Below are 20065 nucleotides of genomic sequence, written 5' to 3'. Positions count from 1 at the left end.
CTTATTTAGGAGTCTGCGTGTCTTCGTTCCGTAAGTGGATCATTGTCGCCTTAGGCGTCACTCTGGCCTCGTCCGCGTCACCGGCACTGGCCGCGCCCAAGCCCGTGGACGTGCAGTTGCTGTCGCTCACCGACTTCCACGGCTACATCACCCCGCAGAGCAACGCCACCGACGGCACGATCAAGGATCCGCAGGGGAAGACGCTGGTGGTGGGCGGCGCGCCGTACCTGGCGGCGCATCTCGACCGGCTCCGGCAGGGGCACGAGAACACGGTCACCTTCTCCAGCGGCGACAACTTCAGCGGCTGGCCCACCGAGGTGTCGTACCACGCCGACGAGCCCACGATCGAGTTCCTGAACAAGATCAAGGTGGAGTTCACCACGGTCGGGAACCACGAGCTGGACCGGTCCCTGGAGTTCCTGCGCGACCACATGGGCAAGGGGGAGTGCTTCGGCGAGGTCGGGCTCGACAGCTGCTTCACCGACTCCGACGGGCAGCCCTTCCAGGGCGCCGACTTCGACATCTCCACGGCCAACATCACCATGAAGGGCGACACCCGCCCGGTGCTCCCGCCGTACGTGATCAAGCGGTTCCAGGGCATCCCCGTCGGGTTCATCAACCTGACCACGCCCACCACTGTGGACGGCTCCACCTCCTACCAGCCGTCGCTGGACAACCTGCCGCTGGTGGAGACGGCCAACAAGTACGCCGAGATCCTCAAGCGCCGCGGCGTCAAGGCCATCGTCGCCAACGTGCACGAGGGCGGCAAGGCCGGCGAGGACTACAGCGGCTGCGCGGACCAGAAGGCCGGACCCATCTGGGACTTCGCCAAGAACGCCTCGCCCGACATCGACGCCATCGTCACGGGCCACTGGCACTGGTACTTCAACTGCTCGATCCCCGACCCCGCGGGCAACCCCCGCCCGGTCGTCGAGGCCGCCAACCACGGCCGCCTCATCAGCGAGATCAACCTCAAGCTCGACCGCCGCACCCGCGACGTCATCAGGACCGCGACCACCGCGGCCAACCACCCGGTGACCCGCGACATCGCGCCCGACCCCGCCATGGTGAAGCTGGTCGACCACTGGAACGCCATGCAGAAGGAGACCTACGCCAAGCCGTACGGGACCATCACCGGCGACCTCACCAGGACCCGCGACGTGACCGGGCAGAGCACGCTCGGCAACACCGTGGCCGACGTGGAGTACTTCGACTCCCAGCAGACCGAGGGCGGCAAGGCCGACCTGGCCATGGTGGCCGTGGCGCCGACCAAGGGCTCGAACTCGCTGCGCGGCGACCTGAGGTTCGCCAAGGGCGCCAACGCCGCCGACGCCGACGGCAAGGTGCTCATGGGCGAGTCGTGGGCCGCCTGGGGTTACGCCAACCCGGTGGTCACGGTCTCGGTCAAGGGCTCGCAGCTTGAGCAGGCCCTGGAGCAGCAGTGGCAGACGCAGGCCGACGGCACCGTGAAGTTCGCCCCGCTGGCCGTGTCGAAGAACGTGCGCTTCTCCTACTCCCCGAACCGGCCCGTGGGCGACCGGATCAACCCCGCCGACGTGGTCATCAACGGCCAGCCGCTCGACACCGGCCGGACCTACCGGCTCGCGGCGCTGGCGTACACGCTGCTCGGCGCCGACGGCTACACCGCCTTCGCCGGGTACACCGACGCGGTGCGCGGCAGCCGCGACTACGAGGCCATGCGGGCCTACCTGCGACAGGGCCCGCTGACCCCGCCCGCCCTGGACCGCGCGGTGGCCCTGCCGTAGTGCTCTGGGCGCGGGGGGCCGCACGGCCCTCCGCGCCCCGGAGTTGGGGCATGCTCCGATCACCGGTATGTATCGTCGGCATGACTCCCAGGGCGATGCCGAGGCGGAGCGGTTGCGGCACAACGCCGACACGGCCACGGCCCGGCTGCGCGGCCTGCCGGGGGCGTTCGGCGGCTGTCCGTGGCGTTCGCCGGGCCGGGGAGGTCGTTGTGACGTCCCTGGAACGGCCTTGCCGGGGGTGCTGGCGGCCGTGGTGCTGGGCGTGACGGCCTGGATGGCCAGGGTCGCCGGAAATGCCCCGGCGCCGTCTCGCGTGGGACAAACCGGTCAGTGAATGACTGGTAACGTCTGCGCGATGACGATTTCTTATGACGTGGCAGGCGACGGACCGGCCCTGCTCCTCCTGCACGCGGGGGTCTGCGACCGGCGCATGTGGGACCCCCAGTGGGAGCCCCTGGTCGCCGCCGGCTTCCGGGTGGTCCGGTGCGACCTGCGCGGCTTCGGGCAGAGCCCACTGCCCACCGAGCCGTACAGCAACTCCGGCGACGTGCTGGGCCTCCTCGACAGCCTGGGCATCGACCGGTTCTTCCTGGCCGGTTGCTCCTACGGCGGGAAGGTGGCGCTGGAGGTCGCCGCGAGCAGCCCCGAGCGGGTGGCGGCGCTGATCCTGCTCTCCGCCGCCCTGCCGTGGCGGGAGCCGAGCGCAGAGCTGCGCGCGGTCGGCGAGCGCGAGGACGCGCTGGTCGAGGCCGGCGACCTGGCGGGCGCCGCGCAGCTGATGGTCGACCGCTGGCTGGGCCCCGACGCCGACGAGAAGGCCGGGCGGGCCGTGCACGAGATGCAGCTGCGCGCCTACGAGCTCCAGCTCGCCGAGGGGGTCGTCGGCCCGGTCAAGGTCCAGGTGGACCCGGCGGCCGTGACGATGCCGTGCCTGGCCGTGTCGGGCGCGCACGACGTCGCCGACTTCCGGCACACCGAGGCCGACCTGCCCGCCGCCCGCAACGTCGAGCTGCCCTGGGCGGCCCACCTGGCGAGCATGGAACGGCCGGACGAGGTCACCGAACTGATCGTCGGGTTCCTGCGCGAGCAGACCCGCGCCTGACGCGCCAGGTCACGAGGAGGAGCAGTGAGCCCGCACGTCGACCGCGAACTCGTCCAGGCGGCCGCGGAGGTCGCCCGCACTCGCTGCCGGGGTGACAACCACACCATGGCGGCCGCCGCGCGCACCCGCGACGGCCGGATCGTCACGGCGGTGAACGCCTACCACTTCACCGGCGGGCCCTGCGCCGAGCTGGTCCTCATCGGCACGGCGGCCGCCCAGGGCGCGTACGAGCTGGACACGATCGTCGCGGTGGGGGACCGGGAGCGCGGGGTCGTCCCGCCGTGCGGCCGGTGCCGTCAGGTGTTGCTGGACTACTTCCCGGCCCTCCAGGTCATCGTGGGCGACGGCGACCGTCTCCGTACGGTCCCCGTCACCGACCTGCTGCCCGAGACCTACGTCTGGGCCGACCACCAGCTGCCTCCCGGCGCCCCGGCCTGACCTCTCGCGCATGCCGCGCCGGGAGGGCGGCCGGGGCGGGAGGGCAGGCCGAGGCGCCGGCGCGGTCAGATGAGGCCCAGCGCCAGCATGGCGTCGGCGACCCGGCGGAAGCCGTCGATGTTGGCGCCGGCCACGTAGTTGCCCGGCATGCCGTACTCGTCGGCGGTCTGCAGGCAGCGGCCGTGGATGTCCTGCATGATCTCCTGGAGGCGGCGCTCGGAGAACTCGAACGTCCAGGAGTCGCGGCTGGCGTTCTGCTGCATCTCCAGCGCGCTGGTCGCCACCCCGCCCGCGTTGGCCGCCTTGCCCGGCCCGAACGCGACGCCCGCCTCCAGGAACACCTTGATGCCCTCCGGCGTGGTCGGCATGTTGGCCCCCTCGCCGACCGCGACCAGGCCGTTGTCCACCAGGAACGCGGCGTCCCGGCCGGTGATCTCGTTCTGCGTGGCGGACGGCATCGCCACCTCGCAGGGCACCTCCCACACGCTGCGGTCCGGGACGAAGACGGCCTGCTCGCCCCGGCGCTCGGCGTACGTCTCCAGACGGCCCCGCTCGACCTGCTTGACCTGCTTGAGCAGGTCGAGGTCGATGCCCTTCTCGTCGAGCACGTAGCCGGAGGAGTCGGAGCAGGCCACCACGACGCCGCCGAGCTGCTCGATCTTCTCGATCGTGTAGACGGCCACATTGCCGGAGCCCGACACGACGACCCGCTTGCCGTCGAACGACGTGCCGCGGGCCTTGAGCATCTCGTCCACGAAGAACGTGCAGCCGTAGCCGGTGGCCTCGGTGCGTACCTGGGCGCCGCCGTAGACCAGGCCCTTGCCGGTGATCACGCCGGATTCGTAGCGGTTGGTGATGCGCTTGTACTGGCCGAACAGGTAGCCGATCTCGCGCCCGCCGACGCCGATGTCACCGGCCGGGACGTCGGTGTACTCGCCGATGTGCCGGTAGAGCTCGGTCATGAAGCTCTGGCAGAAGCTCATCACCTCGCGGTCGGAGCGGCCCTTGGGGTCGAAGTCCGAGCCGCCCTTGCCGCCGCCGATGGGCAGGCCGGTCAGGCCGTTCTTGAAGATCTGCTCGAACCCGAGGAACTTCACGATGCCCAGGTAGACCGACGGGTGGAAGCGCAGCCCGCCCTTGTACGGCCCGAGCGCGCTGTTGAACTCCACCCGGAAGCCGCGGTTGATCTGCACCTCGCCCCGGTCGTCCAGCCACGGCACGCGGAAGATGATCTGCCGCTCGGGCTCGCAGATCCGCTCGATGATCTTCGATTCGGCGTACTCGGGATGCTTGCCGAGAACTGGGCCGATGCTTTCGAGCACCTCGCGCACGGCCTGGTGGAACTCGACCTCGCCGGGGTTCCGGCGCAGGACGTTGTCGTAGGTCGACGACAGTTTCTCGTGCAACAAGGGCTCCCTACATCACTGGTGCGATCCTGCTCACTTTACGATTCGGCCACGCGTGAGCAGCAGCCGCCCCGCCCCGAGGACGCCGTCGCCGAACCCGGGACGGCGCCGGTAAAGGAAGGTTTGCCCGCCTGACCGAGTGCGGAAGGGCGGTGGGGTAGCGCGGATCCTATGACCGGCAAGCGCAAGGACGATCCGTCCGTGGGTGACGAGGTCTCCTGGAAGAGCCACGGGTCCACGGCCCGCGGCAAGGTGGAGAAGAAGATCACCAAGAGGACGAAGGAGGCCGGCCGTACCGTGGCGGCCTCGCCCGACGACCCGCAGTACGTCGTGCGCAGCGACAAGAGCGGGCGCGAGGCCGTGCACAAGCCGTCCGCCCTGCGCAAGGACAAGGGCAAGGGCGCGAAGTGAGCGACGACCGGGACGTGGCGGCCGAGTTCGGCCAGGCCGTCAACATGACCGCGCACGAGCTGGAACGCTGGCTGGACACCGAGGAGTCGAAGGAGGTCGGCCAGAAGCAGGACGGCGGCGGCGAGTCGACCGGCCACGCCTCCGGCCGCGAGATCGTCCGGCTCCTGCGCAAGGGCAGGTCCGCCTGGACCGGCCACGACTACGAGCACATGACCAAGGTGATCGGCTACATCCACCGGCACCTGGCGCAACGCCCGTCCGGTGACGTCCGGGAGACCCGGTGGCGCTACTCGCTGATGAACTGGGGGCACGACCCGCTCAAGTGAGCGGCGCTCGCTGCTCAGTCGTCGTGGGCGATGAGCATGAGCTGCCGCCACAGCAGCACCACGAACACCGCCGAACCGGCGAAGGCGAACCAGAAGGGCGCCGCGACGCCGAACCGGGTGGCCAGCACGCCGCCGATCAGCGAGCCGACCACCAGGCCGGCGTAGACGCAGACGGTGTTGACGCTGCCCACCCGTCCCTGCAGCTCCTGCGGGACCGCGCGCTGGCGGACGGTGCCCGAGGTGGTGCCCCAGATGAAGGCGTGCGCGCCGAAGACCAGGAAGATGGCTCCGGCGATCCATGGCGAACGGGTCAGGGCCAGGCCCAGGTGGGTGAACGTCTCGATGATGAGCCCGATCCGCATCAGGGCGCCGAGGCTGACCCTGCGGGTGATGGTCCCGTACAGGCCGGTGCCGATCAGGCCGCCGATCCCGCCGATGGTGGTCATCAGGCCGAACCCCATCGCGCCGAGGCCGAGCTGCTCCTGGGTGTAGAGGACGAGCACCGACCAGGCCGCGCCGAAGGTGAAGTTGAAGATCAGGATGGTGAGCGCCAGCGTGCGGACCGCCGGGTGCCGCACGGTCCAGCTGAACCCGGCGACGAGCTCGCGCACGGTGTTCGGACGCGGCGCGCCGTCCGGCCGGACCCGCGCCGGCAGCGCGATGCGGGAGACCAGGACCATCCCCGCCAGCACCAGGAGCAGCTGGCTCGCGAACGGCCAGGTCAGGCCCAATCCGAACAGCGCCGCGCCGATCGGCGGTCCGGCGAGCTGGTTGAGCGTGATGAACCCGGTGCCGAGGCGGGCGTTGGCGACGATCAGGTCGTCCCTGGAGACCATCATCGGCGTCAGCGTGGACGTCGCGTTGTCGGCGAACACCTCGGCGATGGACCGGAGCGTGAGCGCCGCCAGCGCCGTCGCCACGGTCACGGTGCCGGTCGCCATGAGCACGACGAGCGCCGCCAGCACCACGGCGCGCACGGCGTTCGCGACCAGCACGATCCTGCGGCGGTCGTACCGGTCGGACAGGACGCCGGCGTACAGGCTGAACGCCAGCGGCGGCGCCCAGCTCACCAGGGCGGACAGCGAGATCATCAGGGGGTCGCGGGTCAGCGTCGCGATCAGCAGCGGGCCGGCGGCGGCCGCGATCCCGTCACCGAGATTCGTCAGCCAGCTCGACGCCAGCAACCATCGGAACCCTGTCCCCAACCGGGCCGGCAGGACCCGTTCCACGACTGTGACCACGAGCGCAAAACCATACGTTTCACCGAGCACCCGAGGCAACGCGTTTTCCACCAGGACCCGAGCGCCCGCCCCGGGCCGTACGGGGGCGGGAACCGGGGGCGTCAGGGGGTGCGGAAGCCTCGGAAGGTCACGGTTCGGCGGGTTCGGAAGCCGAGTGGCTCGTAGAGGGCGATCGCGCCGGTGTTGGCCTCGGCCACGTGCAGGAACGGGCGTTCGCCGCGGGCCACGATCCGCGAGACGAGGGCGCCGACCAGGCGGCCCGCGTGCCCCTGGCCGCGCGCCTCGGGCGCGGTGCACACGGCGCTGATCTCGGTCCAGCCCGGCGGTCGCAGCCGCTCGCCCGCCATCGCGACCAGCTTCCCGCCGTCGAAGACGCCGAGGTAGGCGCCCATCTCGCGGGTACGCGCCCAGAACGGCCCCGGTCGCGTCCTGGCGACGAGGTCGAGCATGTGCGGGAAGTCGTCCGCGCCCAGCTCGGTGACGTCGTCGGGCGCGGCGGGGACGCGGTCGCCGCCGTCCCAGATCAGCTGGCGGCCGTCGAGGGCGAACACCGGCTCCCAGCCGGGCGGCGGGGTCGCCGGGGAGCTGAACAGGTCGGCGAGCTCGCCCGGCCCGAGCAGCCGGGCCAGGTCGGCCCACGCCCGCTCGTCCGGCTCGGCCGGGAACGAGGAGAAGGTCGCCACCTCCGCCCGGTACGTGACCGCCGCGCCGAGCCGCCGGGCGAGGTGCGCGTGACGGCCGCGCAGTGACGCGCCTACCGGGTCGTCGAGCGGGGTGGCGTCGCGGTCCGCCATCGTGGTGTGCGCCTCTCGGGTGGTGCGGGGGAGCCGGCTGGAGGGGACGGGGGGTCATCCGGCGCCGGTCATCCTAGTGACCTCACCACGATGCTCTGTGCCGGGCCTTGTACCCGCCCCTGTGCTGGGCCCCTTGTGCTGGGCCCTGTGCCGGATCGTGTGCCGGGCGCGGCACAGGGTTCTGAGGCAGCTCCTGTGCCCGGCCTTTGTGGCGGCGCAGCGGTGGGTCGGCGGTGGGGTGGCGGCGGGTGGGGAACGGGTTAGTGGCGGGACGTGGTTTCGATCGCCTGTTTCATCTCGGCCGCGCCGTACCGCATCCGCAGGCCGACCTCGGCGGCTCGCGCGTCGGGCAGCACGTCGGTGATCCAGATCAGCCGGCCGGCCCCCTCGCCCTCCGGACGGACCTCGAAGGAGGCGTGATGGTGGGCCAGCGGCGGCCTCGCGCCCTCCACGACCGCGTAGGCCAGACGGCGGGCGTCGTCGTCGATCGCCACGATCAGCTCGCGGATCACGTGCCCGTCGGGGAACGTCAGGAACCGCTGGTCGCCGTCCAGTCTGGTGTCCTCGACGCGGCCCGGGAGCAGCCGTTCGTGCACGGCTCCGACGTCACGCAGGACGTCCCAGATGTGGTCGGGGGAGGCGTCGATGACGACTTCGTGCCGGATGGAGGCCATGGGGGATCCTTTGTTTACGTACTTCATTATGAAGTACTTCGCTATGTTAGCGAACGTCCCAGTCCTCCTTTCGTGGCGGGTAGGCGAAGGTCTGGTGGTGGGCCCAGTCGCCGCGCACGACGCGGTAGTCGTGCGCCGCCTCGCTGGCGGGGTGGTCGGGGCCCACGTCGACCCGGTCGGCGACCGACCAGACGCCGTTGATCCGGTGCTCCACGGTGTAGAGGAACTCGTTGAACCCCGTCTCGGACACGCACGTGTTGACGACGGTGAGCGCCCGCCGCCCCGCCGTCAGCCCCGGCGGAAGATCGACGATCTGGTTCCGCCACTTGTGGACGGCGTCCTCCAGCAGGGGCCGCCACCTCGCCGCGGGGACGCCGTCCACGGTGATGGTCGCGTCCTGCAGGCCGACGCCGGCGTCGAGCCGGCGGATCAGCCGTACGCCGGTGTTGGCCGGGCTGACGCTCACGGTGAACCGGCTCGACCCGCCGCGAGGGAACGCGCGGCCGTCGTCAGTGACGATCTGGCCGGAGTCCACGGTCTGGCCGGACGCGCCTTCGGGCCGCGGCTCGGGCCGTCCCGTCAACCGCAGGGCGACGACGACGGCCAGGACCAGCGCGGCGGTCACCGGCACGGCGATCCCGGCGAACAGGACGGCCCGCCGCAGTCCACCACCGCCCACGACCGCCGCCGCCCCGCCCGGCAGCACCGGCCCCGCCGAGCCGACCGCGGCCGACAACATGCCACTGGACGCCTGCGGGCTGCCGGCTGTCTGCGGGCCGTCGGACGTCTGCGGGCCGCTGGACGTCTGCGGGCCGCTGGACGTCTGCGGACCGTCGGATGCCCGTGGGCTGCCGAACGTATGCGGGCCGTCGGACGCCGGCGAGCCGCGGTCGTCCCAGACGCCGGCGGGCAGCCGGCTGATCCGCACCCGGTCCCAGGCCCGCTCCCACGCGGGCAGCTGGTGCTCGGGCACGCGGCACCCCCGCAGGAACGCCACCATGACCGCCTTCTTGGGGAAACGCCGACCGGCCAGCATGTCCGCGCACGTGCTGCGCGGCAACCGGGCGCCGCCCGACCTGTCGGCCCGCGCCTGCAACTCCCGCAGCGACACGTCGGCCCGGGCGAACTGCTCGGCCAGCAGCCTCACCAGATCCTCGTGACAGGTCACCGACTCCGGCCCGGCGGCCTCCGCGGCGCCCGGCGGCGGCCCGCCGCCGTGGACCTCGCTCATCGCTCCCCACCCCGCCCTCTCTTGACCGGGCCGTAAGGCCACGCAGACCAGCGACAGAAAGTGTACGGACGGTCGCGCCGCGTGTCCGGGTTCTCGCGGCCCAGCCGTTGCTACGCTCCTGTGCCGTGCGGGAGCCGTTGCTACGCTCCTGTGCCGTGCGGGAGACGCGGCTCGACACTGCTCGGATCCGGGCGGCACGCCCGATGATCGACCCCATGTTCCTCGACACGCCGCTGTTCCCCTGCCCGGCACTGGAGCCCCACCTCGGGTGCGCGGTGAGCGTCAAGCTGGAGACGGCGAACCCGGTGCGCAGCTTCAAGGCCCGCGGCACGGAGCTGGTCGCGAGCCTGCTCGCCGACGGCGGCGCGCGGGCCGTGGTGTGCGCCAGCGCGGGCAACCTCGGCCAGGCCCTCGCCTGGTCCGGCCGTCGGCGGGGCCTCGGCGTCACCGTCGTGGCACCCCGCTCCGCGCCCGCCGCCAAGCTCGACCGCATCCGCGCCCTGGACGCCGGGCTGGAGCTCGTGGACGGCGACTTCGACCTGGCCCGCGAGCGGGCGGCGGCCATGGCCCGGCACCACGGCATCCGGCTGGTCGAGGACAGCCTCGACATCGAGACCTGCGAGGGCGCCGCGACCATCGGCCTGGAACTGGCCGGAGCCGTGCCGCCCTACGACGCTGTGCCACCCTACGGGGCTGTGCCGCCGTACGACGCTGTGCCGCCGTACGAGGCCGTGTTGATCGCGCTCGGCGGCGGGGCGCTGGCCAGCGGCGTGGGGCACGTGCTGAAGGAGCTCGCGCCCGGCGTCGAGGTGATCTGCGTCCAGCCGCTGGGCGCGCCCGCGATGACCCTCTCGTGGCGACGGCGGCGCGTCGTCACCACCGGCCCGACCCGCACCATCGCCGACGGCGTCGCGGGCCGGTGTCCGATCCCGGCAGTCCTGGACGACCTTCTCGTGGTCGCCGACGACGCCGTCCTGGTGCGGGAGGAGTCGATCGTGGCCGGCATGCGGCTGCTCCTCGACCACGCCGGCCTGGTGGTGGAGCCGTCGGCGGCGCTAGGCGTCGCGGCGATCCTCGAAGACCGCGACCGCTTCGCCGGCCGGCACGTGGTCACCATCGTCTGCGGCGCCAACGTCGACATGGACGCCTACCGCCGCTGGATCGGCGCACCCCCGCCGTAGACCACGACCGCTTCCCAGCGCGGACAGCGCGAACGGCGCGGACGGCGCGAACGGCGCGGACGGCGCGAACGGCGCGAACAGCGGGAACGGCGCGGACGGCGCGGACGGCGCGAACGGCGCGGACGGTGCGGACGGCGCGGACGGCGCGGACGGTGCGGACGGTGCGGACGGTGCGGACGGTGCGGACGGCGCCTCGGGGTCAGGGCCGGCCGGTGAAGACGTCGATCCAGAAGCGCTGGCGCTCGCCGTCCACCCCCATCAGGTAGGTGGCCTTGAGCTTGGGCGGAAGCAGGGGCGCCAGGCGGGCGGCGGTGCCCCGGTGGGCGCGCAGCTGCGACAGCTCGGCGTTGGCCAGGACGCGGTGCACGACGTCGCTCGCGTCCGTGCCCTCGGGGCCCTCGTCCGCCGCCCGGCGCAGTCGCTCGGCCCAGCCGTCGAGGTCGTCGGTCAGCTCGCGAAGCCCGGTCACCCGCCGGTCGGCGAGCCTGGCCTCCAGGTCGGCGAGCGGGACGGGCGCGTACTCGCCGTCGCCCAGGTAGATCTTCGCCATCTCCAGCGGCAGCCCGCGGCCGTGCAGTTTGATCAGGCGTTCCAGGGTGCGCTTGGTGAGCCAGGCGCGACCTTCGTCGTCGATGTCGTTCTTCCACCACTCCAGGACGGTCTCGGCGACCGCGCCGTACCGCGCGATCAGCCACTCGTTCGCCGGGATGTCGTCCGGGCCGATGTCCAGGGAGACGGTGAAGCGGGAGGCCTGCGCGATCGTGTTGCGCGCGACCAGCAGCCTGCGGCCCAGATGGTAGGGCGGGTTCTGCAGCGCGACCTGCGCCTGGAGCCCTTCGATGCGCCGCCCGGCCAGCGACCATTCCTGGGTGACCTCCATGAGCCTGGCGAAGGCCGACCGGTCCTTGGGCCGGTTGTACTCGTCCCACACGATCGCCTTGGGCTCGGGGCCGACGAAGATCCCGGCGAGCAGGTTGTCGAGCGTGCCGTCGGCGGTGGGGAGCGGCACGCAGAGGTCCTCGACGTTGGTGACCGGCAGCGAGAAGTAGATCGGGTCGCGGCCCAGCTCCTCCCGGACGACCTCCTTGACCACCTCGGTCTTGCCGCACCCCGGCGGGCCCTGGACCAGCACGGCCCAGCGCCGCCGCAGCGCCTCGCGGACCACCCTGCGGACCGCGTCGGGCAGATGGCCGGGCGCGGGCACGTCCGCGCCCGCCCGGCGCAGCTCCGCGACGATCCGCTCCAGGATCTCCGGCGCCTGGTCGGGGCCGGGCGTGCCGTCGGCCCGGCGCACCGCCAGACGCAGCCGCTCGCCGTTGAGCAGCGGCAGGCCCCAGTGCGGCGGCAACCCGGCCAGCGCGCAGTCGAGCACGTGCTCCAGGGTGCGCGGCGAGAACCGGTGGCGCAGCTCGGCCGGCAGGGAGGCCCACACGCGGAAGACCCCGGACAGGTCGGTGCCGCGGAACCTGCGGGAGAGCGCCTGCCGCCAGGCCGTGTCCGCCGCGGTGATCCGCAGCGTGGTCATGCGGTCCAGGATCGCGAGGTCGGTACGGCGTGCGGCGGTCTCCTCCGCAGACTCGTTGTCGGTGAGGAAGACGCCCACGCAGCCGAGCGCGCGCAGGTCGTGCTCGCCCAGCGTCCACGAGGAGGCGATCTGCATGAGCTGCGCCTGGATGAGGTCGCCGGCCTGCAGCGAGTCGTCGATCAGCAGGACGAAGGGGCGGCCGGGCCTAAGCCGGCTCATGATGAGCTGGCGCAGGACGAGCCGGCCGTCCTGCCGTACCGGGGCGTTGACGAGCAGGTCGTCGGGGGTCAGGTTGGCGGCCGGCACGTACACCAGGCGGTACCGGTCCCTGAGGTGGGAGAAGAACGTCGAGGTCTTGCCGATGCCGTGCGCGCCGAAGACCTGGCCGGTCATGCCCAGATCGATCATCGCGTCGATGAAGTCGGCCAGCTTCGACGTCACCCGTGTTCCTCCCATGGATCTCAGTAGAGCGGGACAGACCCAGCAATATCATCTGATTTGTGCGCGACGACGACCTGCAGGCGTGCCTGAGAGTGCTCTCCGAGCTGGCCGAGGCGCCCGAGGATGATCCCGATCGCGTCCGCGTCCGGGAAGCGGCCCAAGCCTTCCTCGGCAGGACGAGGCACCACGAGCGGGCCGGGAAACGGCGGCGGCTCGCCGAGCGGGACGCGGCCGCGCTCGCCGGCGCCCCCGCTCCGGCCGTCACGACCGGAGTCCCCGCTCCGGCCGTCACGACCGGAGTCCCCGCTCCGGCCGTCACGACCGGCGTTCCCGGCCCGGCCGCCGGGGCCGTCGCCCGCGCGGCCGAGCCGTCCTCGCGTATCGACGGCCTGACCAGGTGTTACGTGTGCAAGGCCCATTTCCGTACGGCCGACAAGCGGTACGAACGGCTCTGCCCGGTGTGCGCCGAGGAGAACGCGCGGCGGCGCACGGCCCGCACAGACCTCACCGGCAGGCGTGCCGTCGTCACCGGCGGCCGGGTGAAGGCCGGGTTCGAGCTGGTGCTGAAGCTGCTGCGGGACGGGGCCGCGGTGACCGCGCTGACCCGGTTCCCGCAGGACGCGCGCCGCCGCTTCGCCGCCGTGCCGGATCACGAGGAGTGGGCCGACCGGCTCACGGTCACCGGCATGGACCTGCGGGACGTCCCGGCGGTGGTGCGGTGGTGCGACGAGCAGGTGGCCGCGGGAGAGCCGCTGGACATCCTGGTGAACCTGGCCGCCCAGACCGTGCGCCCGCCCGCCGCCTCCTACGAGGCGCTGCTCGCGGGCGAGCACACGGCCGAGCTGACCGCCGGGCAGACGCCTCCGCCGGAGGAGGGCGCGCCGGACACCGCGGTGAGCGTCGCCGTGGACGTCGCGGGACTGCTCCCCGACCCCGCGCCGGACAACTCCTGGACCCGGCTGGTGCACGAGGTCGACCCGGTGGAGCTGCTGGAGGTGCAGCTCATCAATGTGACCGCGCCCTTCCTGCTGATCGGCAGGCTGCGCCCGCTGCTCGTGGGCTCGCCGCGCCCGCGCAGGTACGTGGTGAACGTCTCGGCCGCCGAGGGCCAGTTCGGCCGGGTGTACAAGGGGCCCGAGCACCCGCACACCAACATGGCCAAGGCCGCGCTGAACATGCTGACCCTCACCAGCGCCGCCGAGCTGGCCGCCGCGGGGGTCTACGTCACCAGCGTGGACCCGGGCTGGTTCTCCGACCAGCAGCCGGACCCGGACCGGCGCCGCCGGGCCGCCGCCGGGTTCCGCCCGCCGCTGGACGCGGTGGACGCCGCCGCCCGCGTGTACGACCCGATCGTGCGCGGCGAGGCCGGCGACCCGCCGTACGGATGCCTGCTGAAGGACTACCGGGTCGCACCCTGGTGAGGTGTCAGCCGGCGACCGCGCCCGCCGTGGCCAGCAGCTCGGGCAGGGTGCCGACGAAGCCCTCCGTGAGCAGCCGCAGCGCCACCATCCACGCCTCGGGACTGCCGCCGAGGTGCCGGTGGACCAGCTCGGCCAGCCGGCGCAGCACGCGCGGATCCGGCAGCACGCCGGGCGGTGGCGCGAGCACCGCTTCTGGCCTGACCATGGACAGCACCTCGTCGGCGGTCAGCTCGCCGAGCCGTCGCAGCTCGGCGGCGGCCAGCTGGCCGTAGAGGGTCTCGGCGTCCCAGTGGGCCCGTACGCCGGGGGTCCGCAGGCGGCGGCGCGGGCCGGAACCGGTCTCGTCCACGACGAACGGGCGCAGCGGCACGTCGCCGTCCCGGCCGAGCAGCGTGCGGACCGCCGCCGTGCCGCGCAGGCCGGGCAGCCACAGCGACTCCGCGTACCGGTCGAGCGCCTCGGGCGGCAGGCCGGCGACGATCTCCTCGGCGGTCAGCGTGCCGGCGACGTAGCCGTTCCCGGCGACCTTCGCCACCGCGCCCGCGCCGACCGCCGGGAGACGGTCGCGGACCAGGGCGAGCAGCGCGGGTGACGGGCTGGGGACGAGCGGCGCCAGCTCGGGATGGTCGGCGACGGCCAGGAGCAGCAGCTCCTCGGGGACGTCCGCGCGCTGCGCCATGAGCCTGGCCGCGCGGTAGGGCAGCGGGCCTTCGCGTCGCCGTCGCTCCGGCTCGCCGTCGAGCACGGCGGCCCAGTCCACCCGGGGGATCGACGGGTGCCGCCGGTGGACGACCGGGCGGGCCCGCGCGCCGTCGTACGGTGCGCGGGCGGCGGCGTCGGCCAGCTCGGCGGCCGAACGCAGCCGTTCGGGACGCCGCAGGCGCTCGCTCACCTCGCGCAGCCGCGCCGCGCCCTCCTCGCTGGTCAGCGCGGCCCGCGCGTACGCGCTCACGCTCGGCTCCGCCTCCTCGGCGCCCCAGCGGACATCGGGCAGCAGGTCGTGCTCCACCAGCTCGGCGAGCTCGGCGGTGCGCCCGGCGTCCAGCAGGGTGCGGCAGGCCTGGATCGCGCCGTGCGGGTCCGCGCCCCTGCCCAGGGTCCGCAGGGCACGGGCCGCGATGCCGGGGTCGGCGGCGTGCAGCAGGAACGACTGGTGCCTCTGGGTGACCGCCGCCTCCAGCACGTCCTGGGGAAACGGCAGCGGGGTGCGGCCGTCGTGGCGGGAGGTCTGGTGCGCGAGCTGCCTGAGGAGGTTGCGCGGCATCCCGGGGGAGAGGAACAGCCGGCCGTTGACCTGGGGGTCGTCCAGGTCGAGCAGCCGGCCGGGCAGGCACGTCCCGGGGTCGAGGAGCACGTCCGCGGGCGGGAGCCGCTTCGGGCCGGGACGGCGCAGCAGCGCCTCGGCGACGACCCGGTTGAGCATGCCGTGGCTGACGAAGGCGCCCTGCGTGAGCGGATCGCCAAGGAGGGAGTCCACCTCGTACGGGGCCGCGAAGCGCAGCAGACCGGCGGCGCACCCGTGGATGTCGAGGGCCCTGACGAAGGTGACGGTCGTGGCATTCACGATCCGACACGCTAGGGGCTGAGATCTTCCGGCGCCAACGGGCGTACGCGGTGGCAGGCCATCGGCGGCCGGTGCCGGTCCGGCCAGTCGTCGCCGCCCGGCGTGATCAGCCAGATCCACTTGTCGGGCTCGGCGGGCGTGATCGGCGGGGCGTGGCCGTCGGTGAGCACGATCACCGCGTCGGGAGGTTCCTCGACCCGTTCGCCGTTCACCGCGTGCCGGCCTTCGACGTAGTCGCGGACCAGGCCGAAGTCCGTCCCGCCGCCTCCGTGCACGCGCTCGCCGGGACGGAACGGCATGATCGCGCCGTCGAAGCTCAGCCAGCGCGCCTCCACGCCGTCCACCTGTCCGACCAGGTCGGTCACCCATCGCACCACCGGGTCCGGCATCGACCCCGACGTGTCCAGGGCGATGACCAGCCTCCTCACCCGCTCAGGGCCACGCCGCGCGAGGACGGGATCGTGGCCGAGCGCGGCCAGCAGCGCTCCGCGCTTCTTCGGGTAGACCAGCCGCTCGCCGGGACGGAGCTTGGCGGCCAGCACGTCCACCAGCCACTGTTGCCACCAGTGCACCCGGCGGGTGGCGACGGTCCGGCCGCGCAGGGCGTGCGCGCCGAGGTCGCCGGATCCGGTCGGCGCGATCGCCGCCGCCCCGGGTGCGGTCGAGCAGGTCGAGCAGTTCGCCGCGGGCGAGCGCGCCGCCGCGCCGGGCCGCGATCAGCACGCTGCGCAGCACGTCGGAGCTGATCCTGTCCACCGTCTCCTGGTCGAGCCCGGCGCCCTCCAGCAGCAGGTGCACGCAGAGCGGCCCCGGTACCGGCGGGCGCCGCATCCGGCGCAGCTCCCGGTAGACGTCCATGTCCGTGGCCACGAAGTCGTCGTAGGGCAGCCAGTCGAGCCCCTGCGCCGTCAGGTCGTCGCGGTAGGCGCGGTGGATCAGCGCGGGATCGACGCCCACCGGCTCGCCGCCGATCTCCGGCAGCCCGGTCTGACGCAGCCGGACCATGGCGACGTGGTTGATCGTCACCTCGCAGGCCAGCGTGAAGACCGGGTCCTCGCGCAGGACGGGATCGGCGAAGAGATGCCGCTGCACCAGGTGCCGGGCCTCGTGGAACAGCACGAAGCGCACGCCCTCCAGCCCCAGGGCGACGAAGAAGCCGGGGTTGTAGAGCAGCAGGCAGGTGCCGTCGCCGGAGGCGAGCACGGCCGCGGTGTCCACGGCCGTGGTCGGGATCTGGTACGAGCACTTGCTGTAGATCCAGGACGCGATCGCGCTGTGCGTCATGCCGAGATCGAGCAGCGCCTGCTCCTTCAGCCGCCGGGCCCGCGCCACCGTGTCCTCGTCGGCCGGCCGCCATCGTTCCAGGGCCCGGCGGTCGCCCAGCTCCACCACCGGGAGCCTGATCCTGGCCCGTTTCCCGTACACCACGTGCCCAGCGTGGCGGAACCGGGCACGGGTGATCAACCGGCCGGATCACGCCGAGCCGGTCAGGAGCGTTTCTCCTGGGGCTCGCCGGCCAGCCAGTCCCAGCTGGTGATGGTGGTGCGCATCAGGCGGGCGGCGGTGGACAGGTGGCTGTCGGCGCCCCAGAACAGGGTGAGCGTGCGGCGGCAGTCGGGGTCGTCGACGTCCACCCAGGCCAGCGGGGCGCGGGTGGTGGAGCGGCGGGCGAGGGACGGGACGAGCCCGATGCCGAGCCCCGTGCTGATCAGGTCGGCGATGGCGCTGGACTCGTCGCCCTCGCAGACGATCCGCGGCGTGCGGCCCCTGGCGGCGAAGAGCCGGTCGAGCAGCCGGCGCTGCCAGTGTCCCTTGCGGGCGGTGACGAAGGGCTGGTCGGCCAGGTCGTCGATGGTCACCGACGTGCGGCCGGCCAGCGGGTGGTCGAGCGCGGTGGCCAGCCCGACCGGCTCGTCCAGCAGCTCGGCCGCCTCCAGCCCGTCGGCGTGGATCGGCTGGGAGGCGACGCACAGGTCGAACTCCTGGGCGCGCAGGCGGCGGGTCATGTCGTCGGCGGGGGCCCAGTGGAGCTCGATCTCGGCGGCGGGATGGGCGCGCTTGTAGGCCGCGAGCGGCCCGGTGAGGGTCAGGAAGGTCTCCGAGGCCAGGCGTACGGTGCCGAACCCCTCGGCGGCCTCGGCGACGGCTCGCCGTCCGGCGTCGAGCTCGCCGAGCGCCCGTTCGACGAAGCCGCGGAACAGCGTGCCCGCGCCGTTCAGGCGGAGCCGGCCGCCGCGGTCGAACAGCGGCGTGCCCAGCTCGCCCTCCAGGCGGGCGATCGTCCGGCTCAGGGACGGCTGCGCGACGCGCAGCTCCTCGGCGGCGGCGCTGAGGTGTTCGAGCCGGGCCACCACCAGGAACTGGCGGAGGGCGTTCAGATCCATCATGCCTCCCAACGCATAACACCATAGCAATATAGATCTTGGACAAGATAACTCAGGAGCCATAGCGTCGGATGCGTTCCACCAGGACGGACATGAGGAGGACCCCCGATGCTCAGCGTGGTCGACGGACCGCGAGCCGATGCCGCGCGCCGCACGGCACCCGTGGGCTGGACCTTGCGGGCGACGGTCAGCGCCCACATGGCGGCGATCGCCGGGCAGCCGGTGTTCGCCGGCGTCTACCTGACCGGCGACTACGACAGCCTGCGCTGGCACTCCCTCGGCGCCGACGTGGTCACCTCCATCGGCTACCTGCAGCTGATCGTGACGATCGTGGTGTGGGCGCGCCTGCGCCGCAGCGGGCCGTTCCTGGCCACGGCGGCGGTGGTGGCGGCCGAGACGGCGCAGTACTTCGCCGGGCTCGACGGCGCGTTGTGGCTGCACATCCCGCTGGGGGTGGCGACCGTCGCCGCGCTCACGGTGCAGTTCATCGACGTCTGGCGCCGCCCCTTCCCGCGTCGGGCGGCCCGCGATGCCTGAGCTCGACCGGCCGGCGCGCGGCGTGACCAGGCGGCAGGCGCTCGGCATCGGCGGCGCGCTCGGGCTGATGGCGGCCACCGGGCTCGGCGCCTCGGCCGCGATGGCCCGGCGGCCCTCGATCACCGGCGCCGAGCTGCGCAGCGACCTGCCGCTGCCGCCGCCGTTCCAGGTGCCGCTGCCGATCCCCGCCGTGCTGGCGCCGTCCGGCACCTCGGGCGGCGCCGACCGTTACGAGATCGTCCAGCGCGAGACGACCCTGGAGATCCTGCCCGGCGTGCGCACCCGGGCCTGGACGTACGGGGGCACCTTCCCCGGGCCGACCATCGAGGCCCGCCGGGGCCGGCCGATCACCGTGACGCACCGCAACGACCTGCCCGTGCCGACCGTCGTCCACCTGCACGGCGGGCGCACCCCGGCCGCCTCCGACGGCTACCCGACCGACCTCGTGCTGCCCGAGGGCTGGACGGAGCCCACCATGCACATGGCGCACGGCTCCGGCATGGGGAACATGCGCGACCCCCGGGCCGTGCTGAGCAGGCGGACCAGGGACTACACCTTCCCGCTGGACCAGCGGCCGACGCTGCTGTGGTACCACGACCACCGGATGGACTTCACCGCCCCCGCGATCTGGCGCGGCCTGGCCGGGCTGCAGATCGTCCGCGACGACGCCGAGCAGGCGCTCGGCCTGCCCGCGGGGCCGCGCGAGCTGCCGCTCATGATCGCCGACCGGGCGTTCACCGCCGAGGGCGAGCTCGCCTACCCCGCCCTCGACCCCACCCTGCGGGAACGGCCTGGCGTGCTCGAACCGTACCTGGCCGGGGTGCTCGGGGACGTGATCCTGGTCAACGGCGCTCCCTGGCCCGTCCACGAGGTGGACGCGGCCCGCTACCGGCTGCGCCTGCTGAACGCCTCCAACGCCCGCCACTACGAGCTCGAAGCCGTGCTCGACGACGGGCGGCGGCTCGACCTCGTGCAGATCGGCGCCGACCAGGGGCTGCTCGCGGCCCCCGTCACCCATCAGGTGCTGCCGATCGCGCCGGCCGAGCGCTACGACGTGGTCGTGGACTTCGCCCGCGTCCCGGTCGGCGGGCGGGTCCGGATCGTCAACCGGCTCGGCTCGGGCCGCACCCGGGACGTGATGGCCTTCCGGGTCGCGCGCGCCGCGGCCGACGACAGCCGGGTCCCGCGCGTGTTGTCCACCGACCTGCCGGAGTGGCGGCGGGCGGACGCCGTACGGGTGCGCGAGCTGTCCTTCCGCGCGGGCCGGACGCACGACGGCCGCGGCTGGCTGATCGGCGGGCTGCCGTTCGACCCCGCCCGGTCCGACGTCACCGTGGGCCTCGGCGACGTCGAGGTGTGGCGGATGGTCGCCGACGTCCACCACCCCGTCCACCTGCACCTGGTCGGCTTCCGGGTGCTCTCGCGCAGCGGCCGGCCGCCGTTGCCCCATGACGCGGGGCTGAAGGACACCGTGTCCCTGCGTCCGGGCGAGTCGGTGGAGATCATCACCCGGTTCGACGGCTACCGCGGCCGCTACCTCTTCCACTGCCACAACGCCGAGCACGAGGACATGGCCATGATGGCCAACCTCCAGGTCGTCTGACACCCCCGCGCCGGCCTCCA

20 protein-coding genes are annotated in these 20065 nt (G+C 73.1%); 10 read left to right on the top strand and 10 right to left on the bottom strand.

Annotation, left to right across the window (positions count from 1 at the left end; translation table 11 throughout):
- Nucleotides 1-17: 17 nt before the first annotated feature.
- The 4 genes from ACWEJ6_RS27885 to ACWEJ6_RS27870 all read left to right on the top strand — a co-directional run bounded on the left by ACWEJ6_RS27885 (nt 18) and on the right by ACWEJ6_RS27870 (nt 3306).
- Nucleotides 18-1766 carry a bifunctional metallophosphatase/5'-nucleotidase gene (locus ACWEJ6_RS27885; protein ID WP_452427403.1) on the top strand — a complete coding sequence of 583 codons (1749 nt, stop codon included), beginning with the start codon at nt 18-20 and terminating at the stop codon, nt 1764-1766.
- Between the two features lie 67 nt (nt 1767-1833).
- Entirely contained in the window at nt 1834-2100 is a 267-nt protein-coding gene (locus ACWEJ6_RS27880; protein ID WP_452427401.1) for a hypothetical protein, read from the top strand.
- A 21-nt stretch (nt 2101-2121) separates the two neighbouring features.
- Entirely contained in the window at nt 2122-2868 is a 747-nt protein-coding gene (locus ACWEJ6_RS27875; protein ID WP_452427399.1) for an alpha/beta fold hydrolase, read from the top strand.
- A 24-nt stretch (nt 2869-2892) separates the two neighbouring features.
- Nucleotides 2893-3306 (top strand): hypothetical protein, encoded by a 414-nt coding sequence (locus ACWEJ6_RS27870; RefSeq protein WP_452427397.1) that lies wholly within the window; start codon nt 2893-2895, stop codon nt 3304-3306.
- A 65-nt stretch (nt 3307-3371) separates the two neighbouring features.
- Here the strand turns inward: ACWEJ6_RS27870 and gdhA are convergent, their stop codons facing one another.
- The gene (gdhA, locus tag ACWEJ6_RS27865) at nt 3372-4715 is read right to left on the bottom strand and encodes an NADP-specific glutamate dehydrogenase (protein ID WP_387678624.1); all 1344 of its coding nucleotides are present in this window, start codon (nt 4713-4715) and stop codon (nt 3372-3374) included.
- A gap of 168 nt (nt 4716-4883) precedes the next feature.
- Here gdhA and ACWEJ6_RS27860 point away from each other — a divergent pair, with 168 nt between their 5' ends.
- The gene (locus ACWEJ6_RS27860) at nt 4884-5123 is read left to right on the top strand and encodes a hypervirulence associated TUDOR domain-containing protein (RefSeq protein ID WP_358295020.1); all 240 of its coding nucleotides are present in this window, start codon (nt 4884-4886) and stop codon (nt 5121-5123) included.
- The gene (locus ACWEJ6_RS27855) at nt 5120-5449 is read left to right on the top strand and encodes a DUF3140 domain-containing protein (RefSeq protein ID WP_358295018.1); all 330 of its coding nucleotides are present in this window, start codon (nt 5120-5122) and stop codon (nt 5447-5449) included. Before ACWEJ6_RS27860 ends, ACWEJ6_RS27855 begins: the two co-directional genes overlap by 4 nt.
- A gap of 14 nt (nt 5450-5463) precedes the next feature.
- Here the strand turns inward: ACWEJ6_RS27855 and ACWEJ6_RS27850 are convergent, their stop codons facing one another.
- From ACWEJ6_RS27850 to ACWEJ6_RS27835, 4 genes are all read right to left on the bottom strand, one after another.
- A complete protein-coding gene (locus tag ACWEJ6_RS27850; protein ID WP_452427394.1) occupies nt 5464-6690 on the bottom strand; it encodes an MFS transporter in 1227 nt (408 codons plus the stop codon).
- Between the two features lie 101 nt (nt 6691-6791).
- Nucleotides 6792-7484 (bottom strand): GNAT family N-acetyltransferase, encoded by a 693-nt coding sequence (locus tag ACWEJ6_RS27845; RefSeq protein ID WP_452427392.1) that lies wholly within the window; start codon nt 7482-7484, stop codon nt 6792-6794.
- Between the two features lie 260 nt (nt 7485-7744).
- Nucleotides 7745-8158 (bottom strand): SRPBCC family protein, encoded by a 414-nt coding sequence (locus ACWEJ6_RS27840; protein WP_387678636.1) that lies wholly within the window; start codon nt 8156-8158, stop codon nt 7745-7747.
- Nucleotides 8159-8204: 46 nt separating this feature from the next.
- On the bottom strand, nt 8205-9389 hold the full coding sequence (locus ACWEJ6_RS27835; RefSeq protein ID WP_452427390.1) for a hypothetical protein: 1185 nt from the start codon (nt 9387-9389) through the stop codon (nt 8205-8207).
- Between the two features lie 155 nt (nt 9390-9544).
- On the opposite strand from ACWEJ6_RS27835, the gene ACWEJ6_RS27830 reads away from it, so the two are divergent.
- Entirely contained in the window at nt 9545-10570 is a 1026-nt protein-coding gene (locus ACWEJ6_RS27830) for a threonine ammonia-lyase (RefSeq protein ID WP_452427388.1), read from the top strand.
- Nucleotides 10571-10769: 199 nt separating this feature from the next.
- On the opposite strand, the gene ACWEJ6_RS27825 is transcribed toward ACWEJ6_RS27830, so the two are convergent.
- Nucleotides 10770-12536, bottom strand: coding sequence for an AAA family ATPase (locus ACWEJ6_RS27825; RefSeq protein ID WP_452427386.1), 1767 nt, complete (start codon nt 12534-12536; stop codon nt 10770-10772).
- 59 nt (nt 12537-12595) lie between these two features.
- Here ACWEJ6_RS27825 and ACWEJ6_RS27820 point away from each other — a divergent pair, with 59 nt between their 5' ends.
- Entirely contained in the window at nt 12596-13957 is a 1362-nt protein-coding gene (locus tag ACWEJ6_RS27820; protein WP_452427384.1) for an SDR family NAD(P)-dependent oxidoreductase, read from the top strand.
- A 4-nt stretch (nt 13958-13961) separates the two neighbouring features.
- Here the strand turns inward: ACWEJ6_RS27820 and ACWEJ6_RS27815 are convergent, their stop codons facing one another.
- Genes ACWEJ6_RS27815 through ACWEJ6_RS27800 form a run of 4 tightly spaced genes read right to left on the bottom strand, consistent with a single transcriptional unit; the run spans nt 13962 to nt 17908 of the window.
- Complete coding sequence (locus tag ACWEJ6_RS27815) at nt 13962-15521, bottom strand: hypothetical protein (protein WP_452427382.1); 1560 nt, start codon at nt 15519-15521, stop codon at nt 13962-13964.
- A gap of 11 nt (nt 15522-15532) precedes the next feature.
- Nucleotides 15533-15949, bottom strand: a complete 417-nt coding sequence (locus tag ACWEJ6_RS27810; protein ID WP_452427380.1) for a hypothetical protein — start codon at nt 15947-15949, stop codon at nt 15533-15535.
- Between the two features lie 4 nt (nt 15950-15953).
- Entirely contained in the window at nt 15954-16949 is a 996-nt protein-coding gene (locus ACWEJ6_RS27805) for a DUF2201 family putative metallopeptidase (RefSeq protein WP_452427378.1), read from the bottom strand.
- 59 nt (nt 16950-17008) lie between these two features.
- A complete protein-coding gene (locus ACWEJ6_RS27800) occupies nt 17009-17908 on the bottom strand; it encodes a LysR family transcriptional regulator (RefSeq protein WP_364336553.1) in 900 nt (299 codons plus the stop codon).
- Between the two features lie 105 nt (nt 17909-18013).
- Between ACWEJ6_RS27800 and ACWEJ6_RS27795 the strand changes: the two genes are divergently transcribed.
- Together ACWEJ6_RS27795 and ACWEJ6_RS27790 are read left to right on the top strand one after the other, a co-directional pair.
- The gene (locus ACWEJ6_RS27795) at nt 18014-18442 is read left to right on the top strand and encodes a hypothetical protein (RefSeq protein ID WP_452427376.1); all 429 of its coding nucleotides are present in this window, start codon (nt 18014-18016) and stop codon (nt 18440-18442) included.
- Nucleotides 18435-20045: a multicopper oxidase family protein gene (locus ACWEJ6_RS27790; RefSeq protein WP_452427374.1), complete on the top strand. Its 1611-nt coding sequence runs from the start codon at nt 18435-18437 to the stop codon at nt 20043-20045. The genes ACWEJ6_RS27795 and ACWEJ6_RS27790 overlap by 8 nt, the downstream gene beginning before the upstream one ends.
- Nucleotides 20046-20065 lie beyond the last annotated feature (20 nt).

The sequence above is a fragment of the Nonomuraea sp. NPDC004702 genome, from assembly GCF_053601695.1.
The sequence above is the reverse complement of the archived record's forward strand: the minus strand, read 5'-3'. Positions and strand labels throughout refer to the sequence as shown.